At 75.5% G+C, this 17,779-nt stretch carries 19 protein-coding genes; 4 read left to right on the top strand and 15 right to left on the bottom strand.

What is annotated here, in order from left to right; translation table 11 throughout:
- Positions 1 to 19 precede the first annotated feature (19 nt).
- Positions 20 to 805, top strand: a complete 786-nt coding sequence (locus ACIBK9_RS25045; RefSeq protein WP_397161457.1) for an alpha/beta fold hydrolase — start codon at positions 20 to 22, stop codon at positions 803 to 805.
- Here ACIBK9_RS25045 and ACIBK9_RS25050 read toward each other — a convergent pair.
- Positions 714 to 1,721, bottom strand: a complete 1,008-nt coding sequence (locus tag ACIBK9_RS25050; protein ID WP_397161459.1) for a helix-turn-helix transcriptional regulator — start codon at positions 1,719 to 1,721, stop codon at positions 714 to 716. The genes ACIBK9_RS25045 and ACIBK9_RS25050 overlap by 92 nt on opposite strands.
- Before the next feature lie 86 nt (positions 1,722 to 1,807).
- On the opposite strand from ACIBK9_RS25050, the gene ACIBK9_RS25055 reads away from it, so the two are divergent.
- Entirely contained in the window at positions 1,808 to 2,290 is a 483-nt protein-coding gene (locus tag ACIBK9_RS25055) for a VOC family protein (protein WP_397161461.1), read from the top strand.
- On the opposite strand, the gene ACIBK9_RS25060 is transcribed toward ACIBK9_RS25055, so the two are convergent.
- Together ACIBK9_RS25060 and ACIBK9_RS25065 are read right to left on the bottom strand one after the other, a co-directional pair.
- Positions 2,241 to 2,660 (bottom strand): DUF5360 family protein, encoded by a 420-nt coding sequence (locus tag ACIBK9_RS25060; RefSeq protein ID WP_352353063.1) that lies wholly within the window; start codon positions 2,658 to 2,660, stop codon positions 2,241 to 2,243. The two genes, ACIBK9_RS25055 and ACIBK9_RS25060, sit on opposite strands and share 50 nt — an antisense overlap.
- Positions 2,644 to 3,192, bottom strand: coding sequence for a TetR/AcrR family transcriptional regulator (locus tag ACIBK9_RS25065; RefSeq protein WP_352326247.1), 549 nt, complete (start codon positions 3,190 to 3,192; stop codon positions 2,644 to 2,646). The genes ACIBK9_RS25060 and ACIBK9_RS25065 overlap by 17 nt, the downstream gene beginning before the upstream one ends.
- A gap of 97 nt (positions 3,193 to 3,289) precedes the next feature.
- On the opposite strand from ACIBK9_RS25065, the gene ACIBK9_RS25070 reads away from it, so the two are divergent.
- A complete protein-coding gene (locus ACIBK9_RS25070) occupies positions 3,290 to 4,081 on the top strand; it encodes a maleylpyruvate isomerase N-terminal domain-containing protein (protein ID WP_397161463.1) in 792 nt (263 codons plus the stop codon).
- 13 nt (positions 4,082 to 4,094) lie between these two features.
- Here ACIBK9_RS25070 and ACIBK9_RS25075 read toward each other — a convergent pair whose 3' ends face one another.
- Together ACIBK9_RS25075 and ACIBK9_RS25080 are read right to left on the bottom strand one after the other, a co-directional pair.
- Positions 4,095 to 4,550, bottom strand: a complete 456-nt coding sequence (locus ACIBK9_RS25075) for a pyridoxamine 5'-phosphate oxidase family protein (RefSeq protein ID WP_397161465.1) — start codon at positions 4,548 to 4,550, stop codon at positions 4,095 to 4,097.
- Between the two features lie 4 nt (positions 4,551 to 4,554).
- The gene (locus ACIBK9_RS25080; RefSeq protein WP_397161467.1) at positions 4,555 to 4,938 is read right to left on the bottom strand and encodes a MerR family transcriptional regulator; all 384 of its coding nucleotides are present in this window, start codon (positions 4,936 to 4,938) and stop codon (positions 4,555 to 4,557) included.
- Positions 4,939 to 5,027: 89 nt separating this feature from the next.
- On the opposite strand from ACIBK9_RS25080, the gene ACIBK9_RS25085 reads away from it, so the two are divergent.
- Positions 5,028 to 5,669 carry an SDR family NAD(P)-dependent oxidoreductase gene (locus tag ACIBK9_RS25085; protein WP_397161469.1) on the top strand — a complete coding sequence of 214 codons (642 nt, stop codon included), beginning with the start codon at positions 5,028 to 5,030 and terminating at the stop codon, positions 5,667 to 5,669.
- 4 nt (positions 5,670 to 5,673) lie between these two features.
- On the opposite strand, the gene ACIBK9_RS25090 is transcribed toward ACIBK9_RS25085, so the two are convergent.
- Genes ACIBK9_RS25090 through ACIBK9_RS25135 form a run of 10 tightly spaced genes read right to left on the bottom strand, consistent with a single transcriptional unit; the run spans position 5,674 to position 17,686 of the window.
- Positions 5,674 to 6,843 carry a hypothetical protein gene (locus ACIBK9_RS25090; RefSeq protein WP_397161471.1) on the bottom strand — a complete coding sequence of 390 codons (1,170 nt, stop codon included), beginning with the start codon at positions 6,841 to 6,843 and terminating at the stop codon, positions 5,674 to 5,676.
- Between the two features lie 25 nt (positions 6,844 to 6,868).
- A complete protein-coding gene (locus ACIBK9_RS25095) occupies positions 6,869 to 7,297 on the bottom strand; it encodes a carboxymuconolactone decarboxylase family protein (protein WP_397161473.1) in 429 nt (142 codons plus the stop codon).
- Positions 7,297 to 8,094, bottom strand: a complete 798-nt coding sequence (locus ACIBK9_RS25100) for a class I SAM-dependent methyltransferase (RefSeq protein WP_397161475.1) — start codon at positions 8,092 to 8,094, stop codon at positions 7,297 to 7,299. Before ACIBK9_RS25100 ends, ACIBK9_RS25095 begins: the two co-directional genes overlap by 1 nt.
- Positions 8,091 to 9,752 (bottom strand): class I adenylate-forming enzyme family protein, encoded by a 1,662-nt coding sequence (locus ACIBK9_RS25105; protein WP_397161477.1) that lies wholly within the window; start codon positions 9,750 to 9,752, stop codon positions 8,091 to 8,093. Before ACIBK9_RS25105 ends, ACIBK9_RS25100 begins: the two co-directional genes overlap by 4 nt.
- Complete coding sequence (locus ACIBK9_RS25110; RefSeq protein ID WP_397161479.1) at positions 9,753 to 11,507, bottom strand: CoA transferase; 1,755 nt, start codon at positions 11,505 to 11,507, stop codon at positions 9,753 to 9,755.
- Positions 11,498 to 13,105 carry a class I adenylate-forming enzyme family protein gene (locus ACIBK9_RS25115; protein WP_397161481.1) on the bottom strand — a complete coding sequence of 536 codons (1,608 nt, stop codon included), beginning with the start codon at positions 13,103 to 13,105 and terminating at the stop codon, positions 11,498 to 11,500. The genes ACIBK9_RS25110 and ACIBK9_RS25115 overlap by 10 nt, the downstream gene beginning before the upstream one ends.
- Positions 13,106 to 13,147: 42 nt before the next feature.
- Entirely contained in the window at positions 13,148 to 14,425 is a 1,278-nt protein-coding gene (locus ACIBK9_RS25120; protein ID WP_397161483.1) for a protoporphyrinogen/coproporphyrinogen oxidase, read from the bottom strand.
- Positions 14,422 to 15,348 carry a UbiA family prenyltransferase gene (locus ACIBK9_RS25125; protein ID WP_397161485.1) on the bottom strand — a complete coding sequence of 309 codons (927 nt, stop codon included), beginning with the start codon at positions 15,346 to 15,348 and terminating at the stop codon, positions 14,422 to 14,424. The genes ACIBK9_RS25120 and ACIBK9_RS25125 overlap by 4 nt, the downstream gene beginning before the upstream one ends.
- On the bottom strand, positions 15,345 to 16,484 hold the full coding sequence (locus ACIBK9_RS25130; RefSeq protein ID WP_397161487.1) for a DegT/DnrJ/EryC1/StrS family aminotransferase: 1,140 nt from the start codon (positions 16,482 to 16,484) through the stop codon (positions 15,345 to 15,347). The genes ACIBK9_RS25125 and ACIBK9_RS25130 overlap by 4 nt, the downstream gene beginning before the upstream one ends.
- The gene (locus tag ACIBK9_RS25135) at positions 16,481 to 17,686 is read right to left on the bottom strand and encodes a DegT/DnrJ/EryC1/StrS family aminotransferase (RefSeq protein WP_397161489.1); all 1,206 of its coding nucleotides are present in this window, start codon (positions 17,684 to 17,686) and stop codon (positions 16,481 to 16,483) included. The genes ACIBK9_RS25130 and ACIBK9_RS25135 overlap by 4 nt, the downstream gene beginning before the upstream one ends.
- Between the last annotated feature and the right edge of the window lie 93 nt (positions 17,687 to 17,779).

The raw sequence follows: 17,779 nt of genomic DNA on the forward strand, positions 1-17,779 counted from the left end.
CCGTGGCACCATCGAAGGCGTGCCTTTCGCCATGACGACGGGCGGCGTCAAGCTGTCCTACCAGGTCCGCGGCAGCGGCCCCGCGCTCGTGCTGCTCCAGGGCCAGGCCAACGACCACCGCTGGTGGGACCCGGTCCGCGACGACTTCGACCGCGCCCACCGCACGATCACCTTCGACTACCGCGGCACCGGCGACAGCGACAAGCCCGACGAGCCCTACACCACCCGCGGGTTCGCCGAAGACGTGCTGGCCGTGCTCGACGAGCTGGGCGTCGCCCGCGCCGACGTCTACGGCACGTCGATGGGCGGCCGGGTGGCCCAGTGGCTGGCCGCCGACCATCCCGGCCGGGTCGGGGCGCTGGTGCTCGGCTGCACCTCCCCCGGCGGCGTCCACGGCCTCGAACGCGGCCCCGACGTGCGCAGGGCGCTCGCGCAACCCGACCGGGCCGCCGCCGGGCGGGCGCTGCTGGAGCTGATGTACACGCCGGGCTGGCTGGCCACGCATCCGGGGCCGTACCGGACGGTGGGCGATCCGGGCATGCCCGCCCACGCGCGCCGCCGCCACCTGGCCGCCAGCGCCGGGCACGACGCCTGGGCCGTGCTGCCCGCCATCGCCGCGCCGACGCTGGTCGTGCACGGCGCCGACGACGTGTTCAACCCGGCCGCCAACGCCCCGCTGCTGGCCGGGCGCATCCCGGGGGCGGAGCTGCGGCTCATCGAGGGGGCGCGGCACGCCTACTTCGAGGAGTTCCGCGAGGTGGCGAGCCCGCTGGTGCTGGAGTTCCTGGCGCGCTCGCGCGGGTGAGCCGGGCGGCCAGCCCCTGAAGGTGGGCGACGAGCTCGGGCGGCTCGTGCGCCTCGAACTCGCAGCCGAGCGTGATCAGCCGGAAGGCCAGCCAGTCCAGGGTGTCGGCGGAGGCGCGCAGCAGGCAGGTGTCCGCGTCCAGCGGGGTGAGCTCGCCGGGGATCGCGCGGGCCACGACCTCGGCGGGCGCGTGCAGGGTCACCACCGCCTCGTACGTGGGCGCGCCCGAGTAGAGCTTGGCGGCGACGTACGCGGCGGGGTCCGCCGGCTCGGTCGTGGTGATCCGGGCGCCCGTGGCCCGCACGTCGTCCATGCGGTCGACGCGGAACAGCCGCCGGTCGTCCCGGTCGTGGTCGTGGGCCAGCAGGTACCAGCGCCGCCCGGCGGCCACCAGCCGGTACGGGTCCACCAGCCGGGCACTCCGCGCGCCGTCGCCCGCCAGGTACCGGAAGCGCACCCGTTCGCGGTTGGCGACGGCCATGGCCAGCGTCGTGAGCCGGCCCGGATCGACGTCGAACCCCTCGGCGCCGGGCAGCGGGACGGTCGCGGCGCCGAGCGAGGCCACCCGGTGGCGCAGCCGGGACGGCAGCACCTGCTCCAGCTTGGCCAGCGCGCGCACCGACGCCTCCTCGATGCCCTGCACGGGATGCCGGGCCGCGGTGACCAGGCCCACGGCGATGGCGACGGCCTCCTCGTCGTCCAGCAGCAGCGGCGGCATGGCCGCGCCCGCGACCAGCCGGTAGCCGCCGTCCGCGCCCATGGTGGCGACCACCGGGTAGCCGAGGTCGCGCAGCCGCTCGACGTCGCGCCGGACCGTGCGGCGGCTGACCCCGAGCCGCTCGGCCAGCTCGCCGCCCGGCCATTCGCGCGGGGTCTGGAGCAGCGACAGCAGGCTCAGCAACCGCAAGGACGTCATGGTCCAAGAATGCCGCCGATGTAGGACAGGAGTTGACCTACTGGCCTTCTAACGTCGTCTCGACGCACCGATCGAGGAGGCACATCATGACCGTCAACCCTGTCCCCGAGGGCTACACCACCGTGACCCCGTGGATCATCTCGCGCGACACGGCCGGGCTGATCGACTGGCTCAAGACCGCCTTCGACGCCGTCGAACTGGGCCGGATGACCGGCCCGGACGGCGAGGTCCAGCACGCCGAGGCGCGGATCGGGGACGCCGTGGTGATGATGTTCGACGCCCGGCCCGAATGGCCCGCGACGCCCGGCTTCCTCCGCCTGTACGTGCCCGACGCGGAAGCCGTCCACCGCCGCGCGGTCGAGGCGGGCGGCACGTCCGTCACCGACGTCACGCACCTGTTCTTCGGCGACCTCGTCGGCCGGGTCCGCGACCCCTGGGGCAACCTGTGGTGGATCCAGACCCACGTCGAGGACGTCTCCGCCGAGGAGGCGGAGCGCCGCCTGACCGACCCCGGGTTCGTCAGGGCGATGGAATACGTCCAGAGCGCGGAATTCTTCCCCGGGCGGTGAGCGCGGCGATGGCCGGCAGCGGGAAGAGCAGCAGGTAGAGGTTGGGGATCCACCAGGCGGGCGAGAAGTCGCCGCGCAGCGTCCAGAACGCGATCGCCATCAGCCCCGAGGCCGCCGTCAGCACCAGCGAGACCAACATCAGCGGCTCGCCCGCTGGCGAGCGCCGGCGCAGCAGCCACAGGCTGGTCAGGCCGGTGGCGCTGGCCAGGAGGTCGATCCAGAGGAACGACCAGTTCCAGTCGGCCATCAGCGGATCGGCATAGTCGGCGAACGCCCACTCGGGCGGGATCAGGCCGAGGCCGGTGATCGTGAAGTAGGCCACGAAGCCGACATCCGTCAGCACCATCAACGCCTTAGTCGCGCGCAGCACGGTCGATGGCCTCCATCAGGTAGCGGCGGGTGGGTTCGTGCAGGCCGGGGCCGGGTTCGCCGAGGCCGAGCAGGCGGGCGGCCCACCAGCCGTCCACCGCCAGCCGGACGGCGGTCGCGGCGGCCGGGTCGATGCCGTCGTCGGCCAGCCGGGCCTGCCAGGCGGCGAACCGCTCGCGCAGCGGCTCCAGCCCGGCCGGGTCGACCAGCACGCCCGCCAGCAGGGCGACGGTGACCCGGTCGGCCGGGACGGAGGCGGTGTGCCGTTCGGGGATCGTGGCCCGCACGTACGCCCGCAGGAAGTCGCCCGGCCGGCCGCCCGCCGCCGCCAGCGCCTGGTCGAAGGCGTCGGTCAGCCGCGCGACCATGGCGGCGACCAGGGCCTGCTTGGTCGGGAAGTGGTAGAACAGGCCGCCTTTGGAGACGCCCGCCCGCCGGGCGACCGCCTCCAGCGTCAGCGACTCCGCGCCTTCCGTCAGCAGCACGTCGGCGGCGGCGTCGAGCAGCCGGTCCTTGGAACTGGGTCGTGGCATGGCCATTACTGTACCGGCTGACCGGTATAGTTTCGAGCCGTTCCGTCCCGCGCATAACGTCATCCGACATCCGCACCCCTCTGATCGGAGCGAGCCCATGGATCATGTCGCGCACTTCCACCGCGAGGTGCGGGCGTTCGAGGCGGCCGCGCGGCGGGCGACCGCGGCGGGCGACGCGCCCCTCGTGCCGTCCTGCCCCGGATGGTCGGTCGCCGACCTGGTCATCCACCTCGGCGCGGTGCACCGGCACGTGCACGCCGTCATCGACGAGCGCCTTCCCGGGCTGCCCGACCCCGCCGACGTCGCCGTCCTCGGCCTGCCGGCGGACTTCGGCGACTGGCCCCATCCCGACCGCGCGCCCAACACCGGGCCGGTGCCCCCGGCCGTCCTCGACTGGTTCGCCGAGGGCGCCGCGCGGCTCGGAGCGCGCTTCTCCGCCGCCTCCCCCGACGACCCCGTCTGGACGTGGTCCGCCGAGCAGACCGTCGGCTTCTGGCAGCGCATGCAGGCCATCGAGGCGGCCGTCCACCGCTGGGACGCCGAGAACGCGCTCGGCACGGCCGCCCCGATCGACGCCGCGTTCGCCGCCGACGCCGTCACCCAGGTCTTCGAGGTGATGGCCCCGGCCCGCAGGTCCTGGACGCAGGCCCCGCCCGGCGCGGGCGAGCGCTACCTGTTCCGCCAGAGCGACGGGCCGGGGGTGTGGGCGGTGTGCTTCGACGGCGACGACGTCCGGCTCACCGGCGACTCGAAGGGCGCGGTAGAGCTTGCCGGAACGGCCTCCGACCTGCTGCTGCACCTGTGGCACCGGCTGCCCGCCGACCGGCTCGACGTCCGCGGCGACCGGGCCCTGCTCGACCGCTACTTCACGCTCGTCCCGCCGGTGTGAGCCTGCCGCGACCTCACGCCTCCCCGTCGAGGCGCTCGACCACCACCCCGCCCGGATGCAGCGGCAGGCGACGCCCCGACACGCGGTGCAACGGCAGCCGGACGAGCACCGGATCGGCCAGCTCCGGCCAGGGCGCGCCGGTCAGCCGCTCCAGCCGCTCGGCCTCCTCCTGATCCCGGACGACCTCCGCGACGCCGGTCACCAGCACGCTCCACCCGGTGCGCATGGCCGGCTCCATGTCGTCGATCTCGAACGCCATCGGCACACGGTGCTCGATCGCCTCCAGGATGCGGCCGGGCGGGATCCGGAACACGACGGTGTCGGCGTCGAGCGTGAAGTTCACCGGCAGCACGATGATCGTGCCGCCCGGCCGCGCCCACGCCACCCGGCCCACGGGAACCGTGGACAGCAGCGTCAGGCACTCCTCGCGACTCATCGTCCGGATGGCCCCCAGATCCATGCCGTTCATCCTCTCACCTGGGCGGACGCTTCCCTTCGGCAGGCTCGCGGGCGGTGGCGAGCATGGAGTCGAGCGCCTTCCGCGAGGCCGCCAGGCGGCTGATCTCGCCGCTGATGCGGGCGCGCTCGCGGTTGAGGTTGTCCATCATCTCGGGGCAGGAGGAGGGCACCATGTCGGCGCCGTCGTCGTGGACGCAGTGCAGCACCCTGGTGATGACCGACGTGGGCAGCCCGGCTTCGAGCAGCGCGCGGATGTGGCGCACCTCCGCGACGTCGGTCTCGGCGTACTCGCGGTAGCCGTTCGGCCGGCGCAGCGGTTTGAGCAGGCCCTGGTCCTCGTAGTAGCGCAGCAGCCTGCGGCTCACTCCGGTCTGCCGGGCGAGATCGCCGATTCGCATGGAACCTCCGGGTTGACCTTCACATGGATGTGACCCTTTATCGTCCCCATTGTCGCCACTACAGATGGGAGATGAAGGTGTCCGGAGCAGTGATCATCGCAGCGGGACCGGGGATCGGGCAGGCGGTGGCGCGCCGGTTCGCCGCCGAGGGACTGCCGGTCGGCCTGATCGCGCGCAGCGCGCGGACGGTGGAGTCGGCCGCGGCGTCCCTGTCCTCCTACGGGGTGCCGGTCGCCACGGCGGTCGCCGACAGCACCGACGAGGACGCGTTGCGCGCCGCGCTCGACAAGACGGCCGCCGAGCTGGGCCCGCCCGACGTCGTGGTGTACAACGCCGCGATCGTCCAGGCCGACCGGCCCGGGGAGCTGCCGGCGCGGGCCCAGCTCGACGCGTACGCGGTCAACGTCGTCGGGGCGCTCACCGCCGCCACCCACGTGGCGCCGGGGATGGCCGGGCGCGGCGGCGGCACGTTCATCGTCACCGGCGGCATGCCGCATCCCAAGCCGGACTACGTGAGCCTGTCACTGGGCAAGGCCGGCGTACGGACCCTGGTGACCCTGCTCGACCAGGAGTACGGCGCGGACGGCGTGCACGTGGCCAGCGTCACGGTGGCCGGCGTGGTCGCCCCCGGCACCGCCTTCGACCCCGACGACATCGCCGAGCACTACTGGCGCCTGCACACCCAGCCCCGCGACCAGTGGGAACACGAGGCCCAGCACCTCGGCACCTGACCCCTCACCAGGCGGCGACCGGCGACTCGCCCTCGCCCGAGCGCTCGCCCGCGTCGATCGGGACCGACGTGGCGGACCCGTCGGCGAGGTCGACCCGGTGCGCCCGCCATCCGTCCGTGTACAGCAGTTGCCTGCCGGTCCCGTCGATGCTGAAGCGAAGGCCCAGCGAGGCTCCCCGCGGCAGGGTCAGCCGCGCCACCACCTGGGGCCGGCCGCCCCCGATCGGCACCCGCTCGACGTCGTGACCGGCGGAGTAGAGCAGGGCGCCCCCGTCGGGTGTGAAGGCCACCGACTGGGGGATCCACACCGCCCTGTCCGGCCTGACCGGCCGCGACGCGGCGATCAGATCGGTGCCCGCGTTCCCCAGGTCGAGCACGCTGAGGCCCCCTCGGCCCAGCACCGTGGCCACCCGCCGCCCGTCGGGGGCCCAGGCCAGGCCCATGACGGCGGTGCTCTCCCGGGTGACCCAGTCCCGCCGCCGCCCGGTGGCCAGATCGAGGACCGCCACCTTGGTCCCGCCGCCGATGAGCGTGACGGTGTAGGCGAGCCTGGTGCCGTCCTGGCTGAGCGCCATCGCGGTCACCTGGTCTGGCTCGGGTTCCAGGTCGGGCACGAGCTCCGGCTCGCCGGGCCGTCCCTTCTCGTCGAGACGGATGCGGAAGAGCCGGAGGGGCGTGTCCAGCCCCGTCCATCCGGCCAGCACGAACGTGCGGTTGTCGGGGGCGGCGGCGACGAGCTGCCAGGACGAGCGCACCCCGGGCGGCAGCGGCACGGCCGCCACGAAGGCGCCCGTCACGGCGTCGTTCACGGCGGGCGGCACCGGCGTGGCGGTTGCCGTCTTGGACGAGTCCGCGAAGGAGAAGATCGGCGTCCGGGCGGTGACGAAGAAGCGCGGCGGCCCGGACGCCGTCAGGGGCTTGCCCGTCGCCATGGGCTCGGCCAGGGAGGTCGCCGGAACCAACGGCGGCGGCCGGAAGTACGACGGCGACGGAGTCCCGCCCGGCATCGCCGGGGAGTCCGTGGCGACGCGCGGCATGGCCGGCGCCAGGCTGGACGACGGCGGCGCGGACGGGTCGTTCATCAGGGACACCCGCTGGGTCGCCGGGTCGGCGCAACCGTCGGTCAGCGTGAGCACGATCAGGCCCGCTAAGGCCACCTCCGTACGGGATCGCATGCCTCGATCGTGCCACAGCCGCCGCCTATCCGGCGGGCGGGCCGGCGGCGATCGCCACCCGGTTCCAGACGTTGATGGCGGCGATCGTCCACAGCAGGTGGGCCAGCGCGGTCTCGTCGAAGTGCTCGCGGGCCGCGTCGAACACCTCCTCCGGCACCCCGGCCTCGGCGATCCTGGTCATCGACTCGGTGAGCGCCAGCGCCGCGCGTTCGGGCCCGGTGAACAGGGTGCTGTCGCGCCAGAGGGCGAGGCTGTGCAGGCGTTCGGCGTCCTCGCCCGCCTCCAGGGCGGCGCGGGTGTGCATGCCGAGGCAGACCGCGCAGCCGTTGAGCTGCGAGGCCCGCACCCGGACCAGCTCGGCGAGCGCGGGATCGAGCTCCCGGCTCGCGGCGGCGTCGAAGCGAGCCATCGCGGAGTGCACGCCGGGCGCGGCGCCGTGCAGGTCGATGCGCATCACGCCACCTCCAGGGGACGGCGGCCCTGCACGGAGTAGGTCACGCACGAGGTGGCGCGGAAGTCCGGATGGGCCAGCAGCGCGCGCACGTCGGCGAGCTGCCGGTCGGTCAGGCCCTCCTCGGCGAACCGGTCGCGCAGGTGCCTGGTGTGGTGGGCGACCAGCCGCGCCCCGGGCGAGCGCGCGTCCCACAACTCCACCCAGGGCCTGGGGTCGACGCCGGTCAGCCCGGCCCGCCGCATCGCCGCCGCCGCGTGACGTCCCCAGGCCACGTCCACCCCGGCGCGCGTCATCACGCGGATCTTGGCCTGCATGAACGTCTCGTAGAGCTCGGCCGAGGCCGGGTCGGGCATCAGCAGCCCGGGGCCGTAGGTGATGTCGAACTCGTCGAGCTGCAGCACGCCACCCGGCTTGAGCGCCCGGACGAGCCGGTCCAGCACGGCCAGCCGCTCCGGCAGGAGCAGCAGCACCAGCCGGGCGTGCACCACGTCGAACGCGGCCTCCGGCAGCGGGTCGCGGATGATGTCGTGCCTGACCACCTCCAGCCGGGGGGCCACGGGCTCGAAGGCGGGCTCGATGTCGGTGGCCAGCACGCTCCCGGCCGATCCGACGCGGCGGGCCAGCCACTCCGCCACGCTGCCGCCGCCCGCGCCCACCTCCAGGCACCGCATGCCGGGCCCGACGCCCGCCTCGGCCAGGCGTTCGATGGTCATCGGGTCGTAGGCCAGCTCCAGGCAGCGGTGCTGCTCGGCGACGTGGTCGCGGCGCTCGCCGAACACGTAGGCGGTCCGGCTCATCGGCCGCTCCTCATCGGGCTGCGCGGGACGGGCACCGCCGACTGCGCGGCCAGGCGGGTGAGGGTGGCGGCGCAGACCTTGCCGGTCGGGCCGAGCGGCAGTTCGGGCAGCCAGAGGAACCGTTCGGGAAGTTTGCGCCGGTCCAGGCCGCGTTCCTCGCGCAGGTAGACGATCAGCTCGGCCGGGGACGGCGGTCTCGCGCCGGGCCGCGGCGACACGCAGGCGCACATGCGCTCCCCCAGGTCGTCGTCCGGCACCGGGACGCAGAAGGCGTCGGCGACGTCGGGATGGGCGCTGAGCTCGCGCTCGACCTCGGCCGGGGAGATGCTGAGGCCGCCGCGCATCACGACGCGCTTGATCCGGTCGAGGACCCACAGCGTGCCGTCGGGGTCGAGGCGGCCCAGGTCGCCGGTGCGGACCCAGCCGCCGGGGGCGCGGTAGCGGTCGTCCAGGTCGGGGGCGGCGACGTAGCACAGGGGGGTCATCGGGCCGAGGGCCCAGATCTCGCCCGGCTCGCCCGGCGGCACCGGCTCGCCCTCGGCGTCCCGGATCGTGATCTCGGCGACGGCGGGGTCCGGGGTTCCGGCCAGGCCGGGGGCCCACCGGTCCGGGGCGCGGCCGGTGTGGCAGTTGACGCCGTCGGTGGAGCCGTACACGTTGACGAGCGGCACGCCGAAGCGGCGGGCGCACGCCTGCCTGGCCTCGCCGTGCAGGGGCTGGGCGCTGCTGACGACGCGGCGCAGCGACGACAGGTCGGCCTCGGCCGCCGAGTCGGCCATGCGGCGCAACATCGTCGGGACGCCGTACAGGTGGGTGGGACGGTGCCGCTCGACGGCGCGCAACGCGTCGGCGGCGTCGAATCGGGCGCGCAGGATCAGCGTGCCGCCGTGCCGGGCCAGCAGGACGGAGGTGCCGCAGGAGCCGTACGAGGAGGCCAGCGAGACCAGCAGCAGGTTGCGCGTGGGCCCGTCCTCGCCCAGCACGGCCCGCAGGTAGGCGCCCCGGCCGCCGGCCATGGCGTTGTGGGAGTAGGCGACCATCTTCGGCTCGGACTCGGTGCCGGAGGAGAGCAGGATCCGGGCGGGCCGCTCGGCGTCCGGGCACGCGGGCCGCCACGCGCGGACGTCCGGCTCGGCCACCTCGTCGAGCGATCGGGCGCCGGGCGTGGGCGGGCCGAACGTCCACGTCTGCTCCAGGTACGGCAGCCCGGCCCGCAGCCCCAGGGCCAGCTCGGGCACGGTGATCAGCGCGGCCGCCCGGGACCGGTTCAGCAGGCCCGCGATGTCGCGCCGTCCCCGCGTGTGCGGGATGGGCAGGGCCACCGCGCCGACGGCGGCCACCGCCAGCTCGGCCACCACCGCGTCGCGCCCGTTGGGCAGCAGGACGGCGATGATGTCGGCCGTTCCCCGCCCGGCGGCGGCCAGTGCGGCCGCGGCCCGGCGCACGCGGGCGTCCAGCGCGGCGAAGTCGAGCGAGCCGGTCTCGTCGGCGACCGCCTCACGCTCCGGCGTGCGGCGCACGTGCCGGCTGAACAGGCTGTACAGGTCCAGGCCGGGGCACAGGCCGCGGGCGGTCCACGCCGCGCGCACGTCCGCGGGCACGCGGTCGGCCAGGACGATCCCGTTGGCCGACGTCCAGGGCAGGGGGTCGGTACGCATTCAGAGGGCCTCCTCGTGGTGGGGGGCTGGCACGAACGTCCAAGGGGCACGGCTGTAGGCGGCTTGCGGGGTACGGTCGAGCACCCGGTGGAACGCCGGGTCGTCGGCCATGGCGGCCAGATCCGTCACGGGCGCGGCCTCCCGGCTCCCCGGCGGCGTCCCGGGCGGCGTGGCGCGCAGCAGGCGGGCCGCGTCGATGAGCGCCGTCCCGGCACGGACGCCGACGCCGGTGCGGGCGCGCGCCACCAGCGCCGCGACGACGGCTTCCGCGCTGATCAGCGCGCCCAGCACGTCGGTCAGCGTCATCAGGGACGGCGCGGGCTGCTCGCCGGGCCCGGCCAGCCGCGCCGCCACCCCGCTGTAGGCCTGCACCAGGTAGTCGGTGCCCATGGGCTGCGGCGGGGGCAGCGCCTCGGCCCACCCCCCGGCCTGCGCGTACACCAGGGACGGCCGGACGGGCGCGAGATCGTCGTGGTCCAGCCCGTACGAGCAGGCCCGTCCGGGCGGCCAGTTGTGCAGGAACACGTGGGCGCAGGCGATCAGGCGCAGGGCGGCCCGGCGTCCGGCGGCGGACTTGAGGTCGGCTTCGAGGGCGCGTTTGCCGCGGTTGAGCGCGAGGAACCGGGCCGAGGTCGGCCCCGCCATCGGCGGCACGCCGCGCAGCGGGTCCCCGCCGGGCGGCTCAAGGCGCACGACGTCCGCGCCGAGCAGGCCGAGCACGTGTCCGGCCAGCGGCCCCTGCACCCGGTTGGTGGACTCCACGACGAGCAGCCCGGCCAGCGGGCCCCGGGCGTCCCGGGCGAGCGGCGGCAGGCCGGCCGGCTCCCCGGCGGCGGCCTCGGCGGCGTGCTCGGTCAGCGCCCGCAGCCGCCACGGCGAGGCGGGCGGGGGCGCCAGCGGCGCGTCCGCGTCCCGTACGGGCAGCACGCTGACGCCGGCGTCCGCGGCGGCCGCCACGACGTCCCGGTATCCGGCGGCGGCGGCCGTCCGGCCCAGCCCGGCCGGCAGCGTGCAGGTCGCCGTCGCGAACCGCTGCTGGAACGGCGGCCAGCCCGCCGCCGCGGCCCTCGGCTCGGCGCCGAGCAGGTCCCAGAACCGCCGCCAGCGCTCCGCGTCGAACGTCTCGATCTCGAACCGCACCCCGTCCGCCGACCGGAACGGCGGCACCCGCCCCGCTCCCGGGGACGGCACGCGTCCGGCGGAGAGGGGCGGGTCGAAGCGTTCACAGGTGGCGACGGCGATGTACTGGGTGAGCGCGAGCAGCGCCGCCTGCGCCACGGACGTGCGCGCCGCCAGCGCGGGCCCGCCCCGCAGCAGGGCGAGCAGGACCGCCGTGAGCGCCTGGGCGGTGAGCACCCCCGCGCACACCGACGCGTAGTCCAGGCGCAGCGCCCTCGGCCCGCCGGCGGCCCGCCCGTGCACGTGGGCGATCCCGCAGGCCGCCTGCACGTCGCGCTCGCCCTCCATCGGCACCCCGACCGGCCCCGACCAGCCGATCCCGCACTCCGGCAGCGCCTCCCCCGGCCTGCCGAACGGCGCGGAGGCGACCCCCAGCCACCCGGCGGGCGACCCGTCCGGCGGCGGCGCGCCGTCGAACCGGACCTCGCAGCCCAGCGCGCACAACCGCTGGACGGCCACCCGCAACGCCACCGACTCGCCGCGCGCCCGCACGACCACGCCCGCCAGCGGCCAGGCGACCGCCTCCCGCTCGGCGACGGACCGGCCGGCGGCCCGCGTCCCCGGCGTCACGTCCACCGCCCGGTGCCGTACGTGTCGGGGGTCTCGCCCAGCAGCTCGCGCAGCGCCGTTCTGCGGACCTTGCCCGTGCCGGTGCGGGGGACCTGGTCCCAGGTGATCACCACGGGGTCGGCCAGCTCGGGCAGGTCGGCGACGGCCCGCCGCCACGCGTCGCGGTCGAGGCCGCCGTCCTCGGTGACCACGACCGGCAGGGACGGCCGTCCGGGAACGCCCAGGATCACGCACTCCAGCACTTCGGGCAGCCGGTCGTCGATCACGTCCTCCAGCTCCACGCAGCTCGCGCCGGGGATCGTGTCGGTCTCCCGGTCCACGAACCGCACCCGGCCGGTACGGCTGAGCGACCCGACGTCCCCGGTGTGCCACCACCCTCCGAGCCGTTTGCCCTGCCACCGTTCCTGCTCGCCGACGTACCCGAGGCACAGGGCCTTGGTGCGGCAGACCACGAGCCCGCTCGCGCCGCGCGGCAGCGGACGCAACGTCTCGCGGTCCACCACCCGCAGCCGGGTCCGCGTGGGCACCGGACGTCCGAGGTCGCGCGTGGTGGGGTGGCGGCTGTCGCCGTCCGCCATGGACCGGCGGGTGAGCAGGCGGAAGGTCAGCGGCCCGGTCTCGCTCTGCCCCCAGCCCTGCATCCACACCGGCCGCCGGCGCCGGGTGGCGTTCAGGAAGGCGCGCACGGTGGGCGGGTGCACGGCGTCGAACGTGCTGATGTACAGGCGCACCCGCGTGAACGGGCCGGCCTCGCCGAGCGCGCGCCGCTGCCACCGCACGTACGTGGCCGGCAGCGCCTCCAGCGTCGTGGGCCGGTGCCGGGCCAGGAACGGGCCGGCCTCCTCCCAGCCGGGCGCGGAGACGGCCAGCACCTTGGCGGGGCCGAGCCACAACACGCTCGCGGTCCAGGCCAGGGCCCGCCCGTGGGCGAAGGAGATGGCGCTCGCCACGACGTCGTCGGGACGGCTGCCCAGCACCGGCCACCGGTGGGCCTCGAACCCGGCCAGGCGGCGCAGCAGCGTACGGGTGGAGTGCACGACGAGTTTGGGCACCCCGGTCGTCCCCGAGGTGTGCATGACGGCCAGCGGGTCGTCGAGGGCGGGCCGGTGCACCGGCGGCACGGCCCAGCCGCGGACGTCGTCCAGCGACAGCAGCCCCTTCGCCGTGCCGTCGAGGACCAGGGTGCGCGGCGCCTGGAAGGCCACGCCGGGCCGGGCGGCGAGGGCGGCGTCGGTGACGAGGAGCGCGGGCTCCAGCCGTTTGAGCAGGATCTCCAGCACGTCGGGCGGCAGGTCGGCGGACAGTGTGGCGGGCACCGCCCCGATGCGCGCGGCGGCGCAGGACAGCAGCACGTAGTCCCAGTGGTTGCGCTTGACGACGGCGACCCGGTCACCCCGGCGCGCGCCGGCGGCGGCCAGCCAGCCGGCCGCCTCCCTGACCAGCTCGGCCAGGTCCGGCAGGTCGAGGTCGGTGCCCAGGTGGGGGGCGATGTCCAGGGGACGGCTCACGTGCACGCCGGTCCCGCGTCCGCGATCGGCGAGGTCGTCGAAAAGGGTGCCCAACTCGATGGGCCGGGTGAAGAAGGCCATCTGATTTCTCTCCATGCGCGTACGTCGTTGAAAAACGGGCGGACGGCGGGCGGGCGGCTACGACAGGCGGGCGAGCACCCGCGCGGCGGCCTGTTCCCCCGCCGCGACCGCGCCCTCGCTGCACGGCCGCAGGGCGACCCAGTCGCCGGCGTAGTCGACCGCCGCCCCGGGACGTCCCTCGAATGCCGCCCGCAGCGCCAGCGCCCGCGGCGTCGCCTCCGGCAGCCCGTGCGGGAAGCGGTGCACGTGGAAGCGGGCCACCCGGCCGGCCAGGCCGGGCACGAACCGCTCGGCGCGCCCGACGAGCTGGTCGGCGACCTTCTCGTCGCTCTCCCCCATGAGCGCGGCCGTGCCCTGCGGCGAGGTGATGAGCGAGATGAGCCCGGTGCCGGCGGGGGCCCGGCCCGGGTGCTTGTGGTGGTCGACGGTGATCACGTTGAGCACGGGGTCCTCGGCCGCGGGCACGAGCGTGGCGAACCCGCGCCAGCCGGGCGCCGCCGGCCGGGACAGGACGAGGCTGAGCCGCAGCATGGGCGCGTACGTGCACGCCTCCAGGTACGCCCGCTCCTCCGGCGGGGCGCCGGGATGCAGCCGGGCCGCCACGGGCGCGGGAACGGCCAGGACCGCCGCCCGCGCGCTCACGCTCCCCCGCGGCGACTCCAGCCGCACCCCTCCCGGGCACGGGACCACCCCTGTCACTTCGTGCCCGGTGACCACGTCGAGCCCGGCGGCGAGCACCCTGGCCAGGGTGTCCATACCGTCTCGGTAGGTGTGCCAGGTGTTCGTGCTCCCGGTGCTCGTCAGGTGCTCGGCGAACACCGCGGCGGACGAACGCCCGGCGTCCCAGCCGAAGAACCCCGCGACCAGCGGCTCGACGAGAAACGCGCGCAGGTCGGGATGGTACTTCCCGACCAGGTCGGCGACGGTGGCCTCCGGGCCCGGACGGCCGCGGGCCAGGCGGAGGCGCAGGCGTACCAGGTCGAGGCGGGCGCGCGGCGGCAGGCCCGCGCCGGTGAGCAGCCCGAGCGGGCGGCCGACGTGCGGGTGGACGCGCCCGTCGCGCCACACGCCGACGGCGTCGCGCACCCTCGGCACGGCCGCCGGGTCGAGGCCGACCGCCCTGATCAGCCGCCAGGTGGCCGGATAGCCGTCCGCGGACGGCAACATCTCGGCGCCGGTGTCGATCAGGCAGCCCCGCGCCCGCAGCGTGCGCATCCGCCCGCCCACCGCCTCGGCCGCCTCCAGGACGCGGACCGCGAGCCCGGCCCGGTCCAGCGCGTACGCCGCCGCCAGGCCGGCCGGCCCGGCGCCCACCACCGCGACGTCCACGTTCATGCCAGGACCAGGTTGGCCAGGATCAGCACGCCGACGGTGACGCGGTGGGTGCGGATCGCCACCCGCCGGGCCCGCAGCACGTCTCCGCGGACGAACCCGATCACCAGCTGGGCGACGCGGAGGGAGACCAGCGGCACGAGCACGCCCAGGAACCACCAGGGCGCGACCCCGGCGGCCACGGCCCACCCGACGACCAGACTCTCGGCCGCGCTCACCGCGGTGACGAAGGCGGCGTTGACCCGCGGGGACGTCCGCGCAGCGACGGTGAACCGCCCGGCCTCCCGGTCACCGCGGGCGTCGTTGGTGTTGGAGTACAGGCCGAAGATCATCGGCCCGAGCCCGAAGAGCACCGCCTGCACCGCCACGAACCCGCTCGCCTGCCCGGTCAGCAGCCCGTACGGCACCAGCACCCACCCCACGCCGAGCCCGACGAGGAACAGCTCCTGGAACCCCCGGTAGCTGAGCTTGAGCCCCCACGAGTACTGCACGGCCGCGACCACGCACGCCGCCGCCGTCACGACCACCCACGCGGGCCGGTGGGGTGCGGCGGCCACGACCGCGGCCCAGAGCACGGCGCTGATCGCGGTGGCCGTCCAGGCGAAGCGCAGCGCCTGCCGCTCGGTGAGCGTGCCGGCGACCAGCGGTTTGCGGGCCAGTCTGCGCCGGGCGGCGTCGGAGGAGTAGTTGGCCGCGTCGCTGCCGTCGCGGTGGCCGGTGATGTCGTCGAACCCGACCATCGCGGCCACCACGGCCGCCTCGGCGATCAGCACGGACAGCAGCAGGCCGACCACGTACGGCTGCCATCGCCCGGCCGGCGGCAGCAGCGACCACACCAGCGGCAGGCCCAGGTAGTAGTCGTAGATGTCGAGCTTGGCCAGCCGCGCGTAGGGGCCGAGGCCGCGGGTGACCACCTGGTCGGTCATGGGTTCTCCTGCGGGGAGCCGTGGGCGAACGCGCAGACCGCGTCGGCGATCCGTTCGACCTCGGCGTCGGCGAGCCGCGGGTGCAGCGGCAGCGACAGGGTGCGCCGGGCGGCGGACTCGGCCACCGGCCAGGACGCGCCGGGCGGCGCGAAGCGGGCGAAGGCCGGCTGGGCGGGCAGCGTGCGCGGGTAGTAGACGTGGGTGGCGATGTCGTGGGCGGCCAGGTGGGCCGCCAGCGCGTCCCGGTGCTCGGTGAGCACGGTGTAGACGTAGTGGAACCGCCCGTCCCCTCCGACGGGCGGTGCCACGATCCCGCGTTCCGCCAGGGGCTCGAAACGCCGGGAGTAGTAGGAGGCGATCTCGGCCCGGCGCGACAGGCGGTCGTCCAGGCCGGCGAGCCGGTGGAGCTGGAAGGCCGCCATCACCTCGTCGAAGCGGCTGTTGTGGCCGACGCGGCGGTGGTGGAAGCGCCGCGCGCCGTCCTGGCCGTGGTTGCGCAGCATCCGTACGTGCGCGGCCAGGGCCGGGTCGTCGGTGATCACCACTCCGCCCTCCCCCGGCATGCCGAACGTCTTGACCTGCACGAACGAGTAGACGCCCGCGTCCCCCCACCGACCGGCGGGCCGCCCGCCCTGCGTGCCGCCCTGGGCCAGCGCGGAGTCCTCGACCAGCCGCAGGCCGTGCCGGTCGGCCAGCTCGCGGAAGCGCGGCATGTCGGCCATCACGGAGAACATGTGGGCCGGCATCACCGCCTTGGTCCGCCCGGTGACCAGCGACTCGGCGGCGGCGGGGTCGGCGGTGAGCGTCACGGGGTCGACGTCGGCGAACACCGGCCGCGCTCCCGCGCCGACGACGGTGGCGGCCAGCGGGGCGCAGCCGAAGGCGGGCACCACGACCTCGTCGCCGGGGCCCACGTCCATGGCGGCCAGCACCAGGGTGAGCGCGGACGTGCCGCTGGAGCAGGCCACGGCGTCGGCCGCGCCGAGCCGGTGGCGCAGCTCGCGTTCGAACCGGGCGGTGTGCTCGCCCAGGATGAACTTCTGGGCCTCGCCGGTGCCGACGGCGTAGACCGTGCGCAGCAGCGTCGCCCGGTCGGCCTCGAACAGGTCGGCGGCGAAGAACGGCACCCGGCTCATCCGCGCCGCCCTCGGTAGAAGCCCTCGATCTCGTCGCACACGCGGTCGGCCGCGGCGTCGGACAGGTCGGGGTAGAGCGGCAGGGCGAGCGCCCGCTCGCAGGCCGCCTCCGCCCTCGGGAAGTCGCCCCGGACGTGGCCGAGGTGGGCGAAGCAGGGCTGGAGGTGCAGCGGGACCGGGTAGTAGACCTCGGTGCCGATGCCCGCCGCGGCCAGGTGCGCCGCCAGGGCGTCGCGGGACTCGGCCTCGACGAGGTAGACGTAGCAGACCCGGTTGCCGCCCGGGTGCGGCGGCGCCGCGCCCGGCACGGCCAGCACGCCGGGCACGTCGCGCAGCCGCGCGTCGTAACGGGTGGCCAGCTCGGACCTGCGGGCGATGTCGGCGTCGAGCCTGGCGAGCTTGGCCAGCAGGACGGCGGCCTGGAGGTCGTCCATCTTGCTGTTGCAGCCGGGCAGGATCGTGGGGTTGGCGATGCCGGGGAAGTGGTCGAGGGTGCGGCCGCCGCGGCCGTGGTGGCGCAGCGCCCGCGCGGTCTCGGCGATGCCGTCGTCGTCGGTGAGCAGCGCTCCGGCGTCGCCGATGGCCCCGAGGGTCTTGGACGGGAAGAACGACAGCACGCCGCCCGCGCCGACGAGCCCGGCGTGCGTGCCGTCGAGGCGCATGCCGATGGCCTCGGCGCTGTCCTCCAGCACGGTCAGGTCGCGCCGCCGGGCGACCTCGCACACGCCCCGCAGGTCGGCCAGGCGGTCGAACAGGTGCGCCGGCATGACCATCGTGGTGCGCGGCCCGGCCACGGCGTCGACGGAGGCCGGGTCGATGCCGTGGCCGTGCTCCTCGATGTCGGCGAAGACCGGCACGCCGCCGGCCAGCACGACGGAGCTGGCCGTCGCGATGAAGCTGTAGGCGGGCACCACGACCTGGTCGCCGGGCCGCAGACCGGCCGCGCGCAGCAGCAGCACCAGCGCGTCGGTGCCGGAGTTGACGCCGACGACGTGCGCCGCGCCGGTCCACAGGGCGAGCCGGCGTTCGAGCTCGGCGACCTTCGCGCCGTGGGAGAACTTGCCGCGGTCCAGCACGTCGACGCACCCGGCGCGGATCTCCTTCCACAGCCGGTCGAACGTCGCCGCCTGGGAGAAGAAGGGGATGGGAGCGGCGGCGGCGCGGGGCGGCGATCCCCCGGGCGGAGAGAGTGTTTTCTCCAAGGTTCCCGTCCTGATGCGATGGTGGCGGCGGGGCCGCCCGGGGATGCGGCCCGGACGGCCCCTTCTTCGGGCGGAGCCGCCCGGGGACAAGGC

The organism is Nonomuraea sp. NPDC050227, assembly GCF_044459705.1.
In the GTDB taxonomy this organism is placed as follows: Bacteria; Actinomycetota; Actinomycetes; order Streptosporangiales; family Streptosporangiaceae; genus Nonomuraea.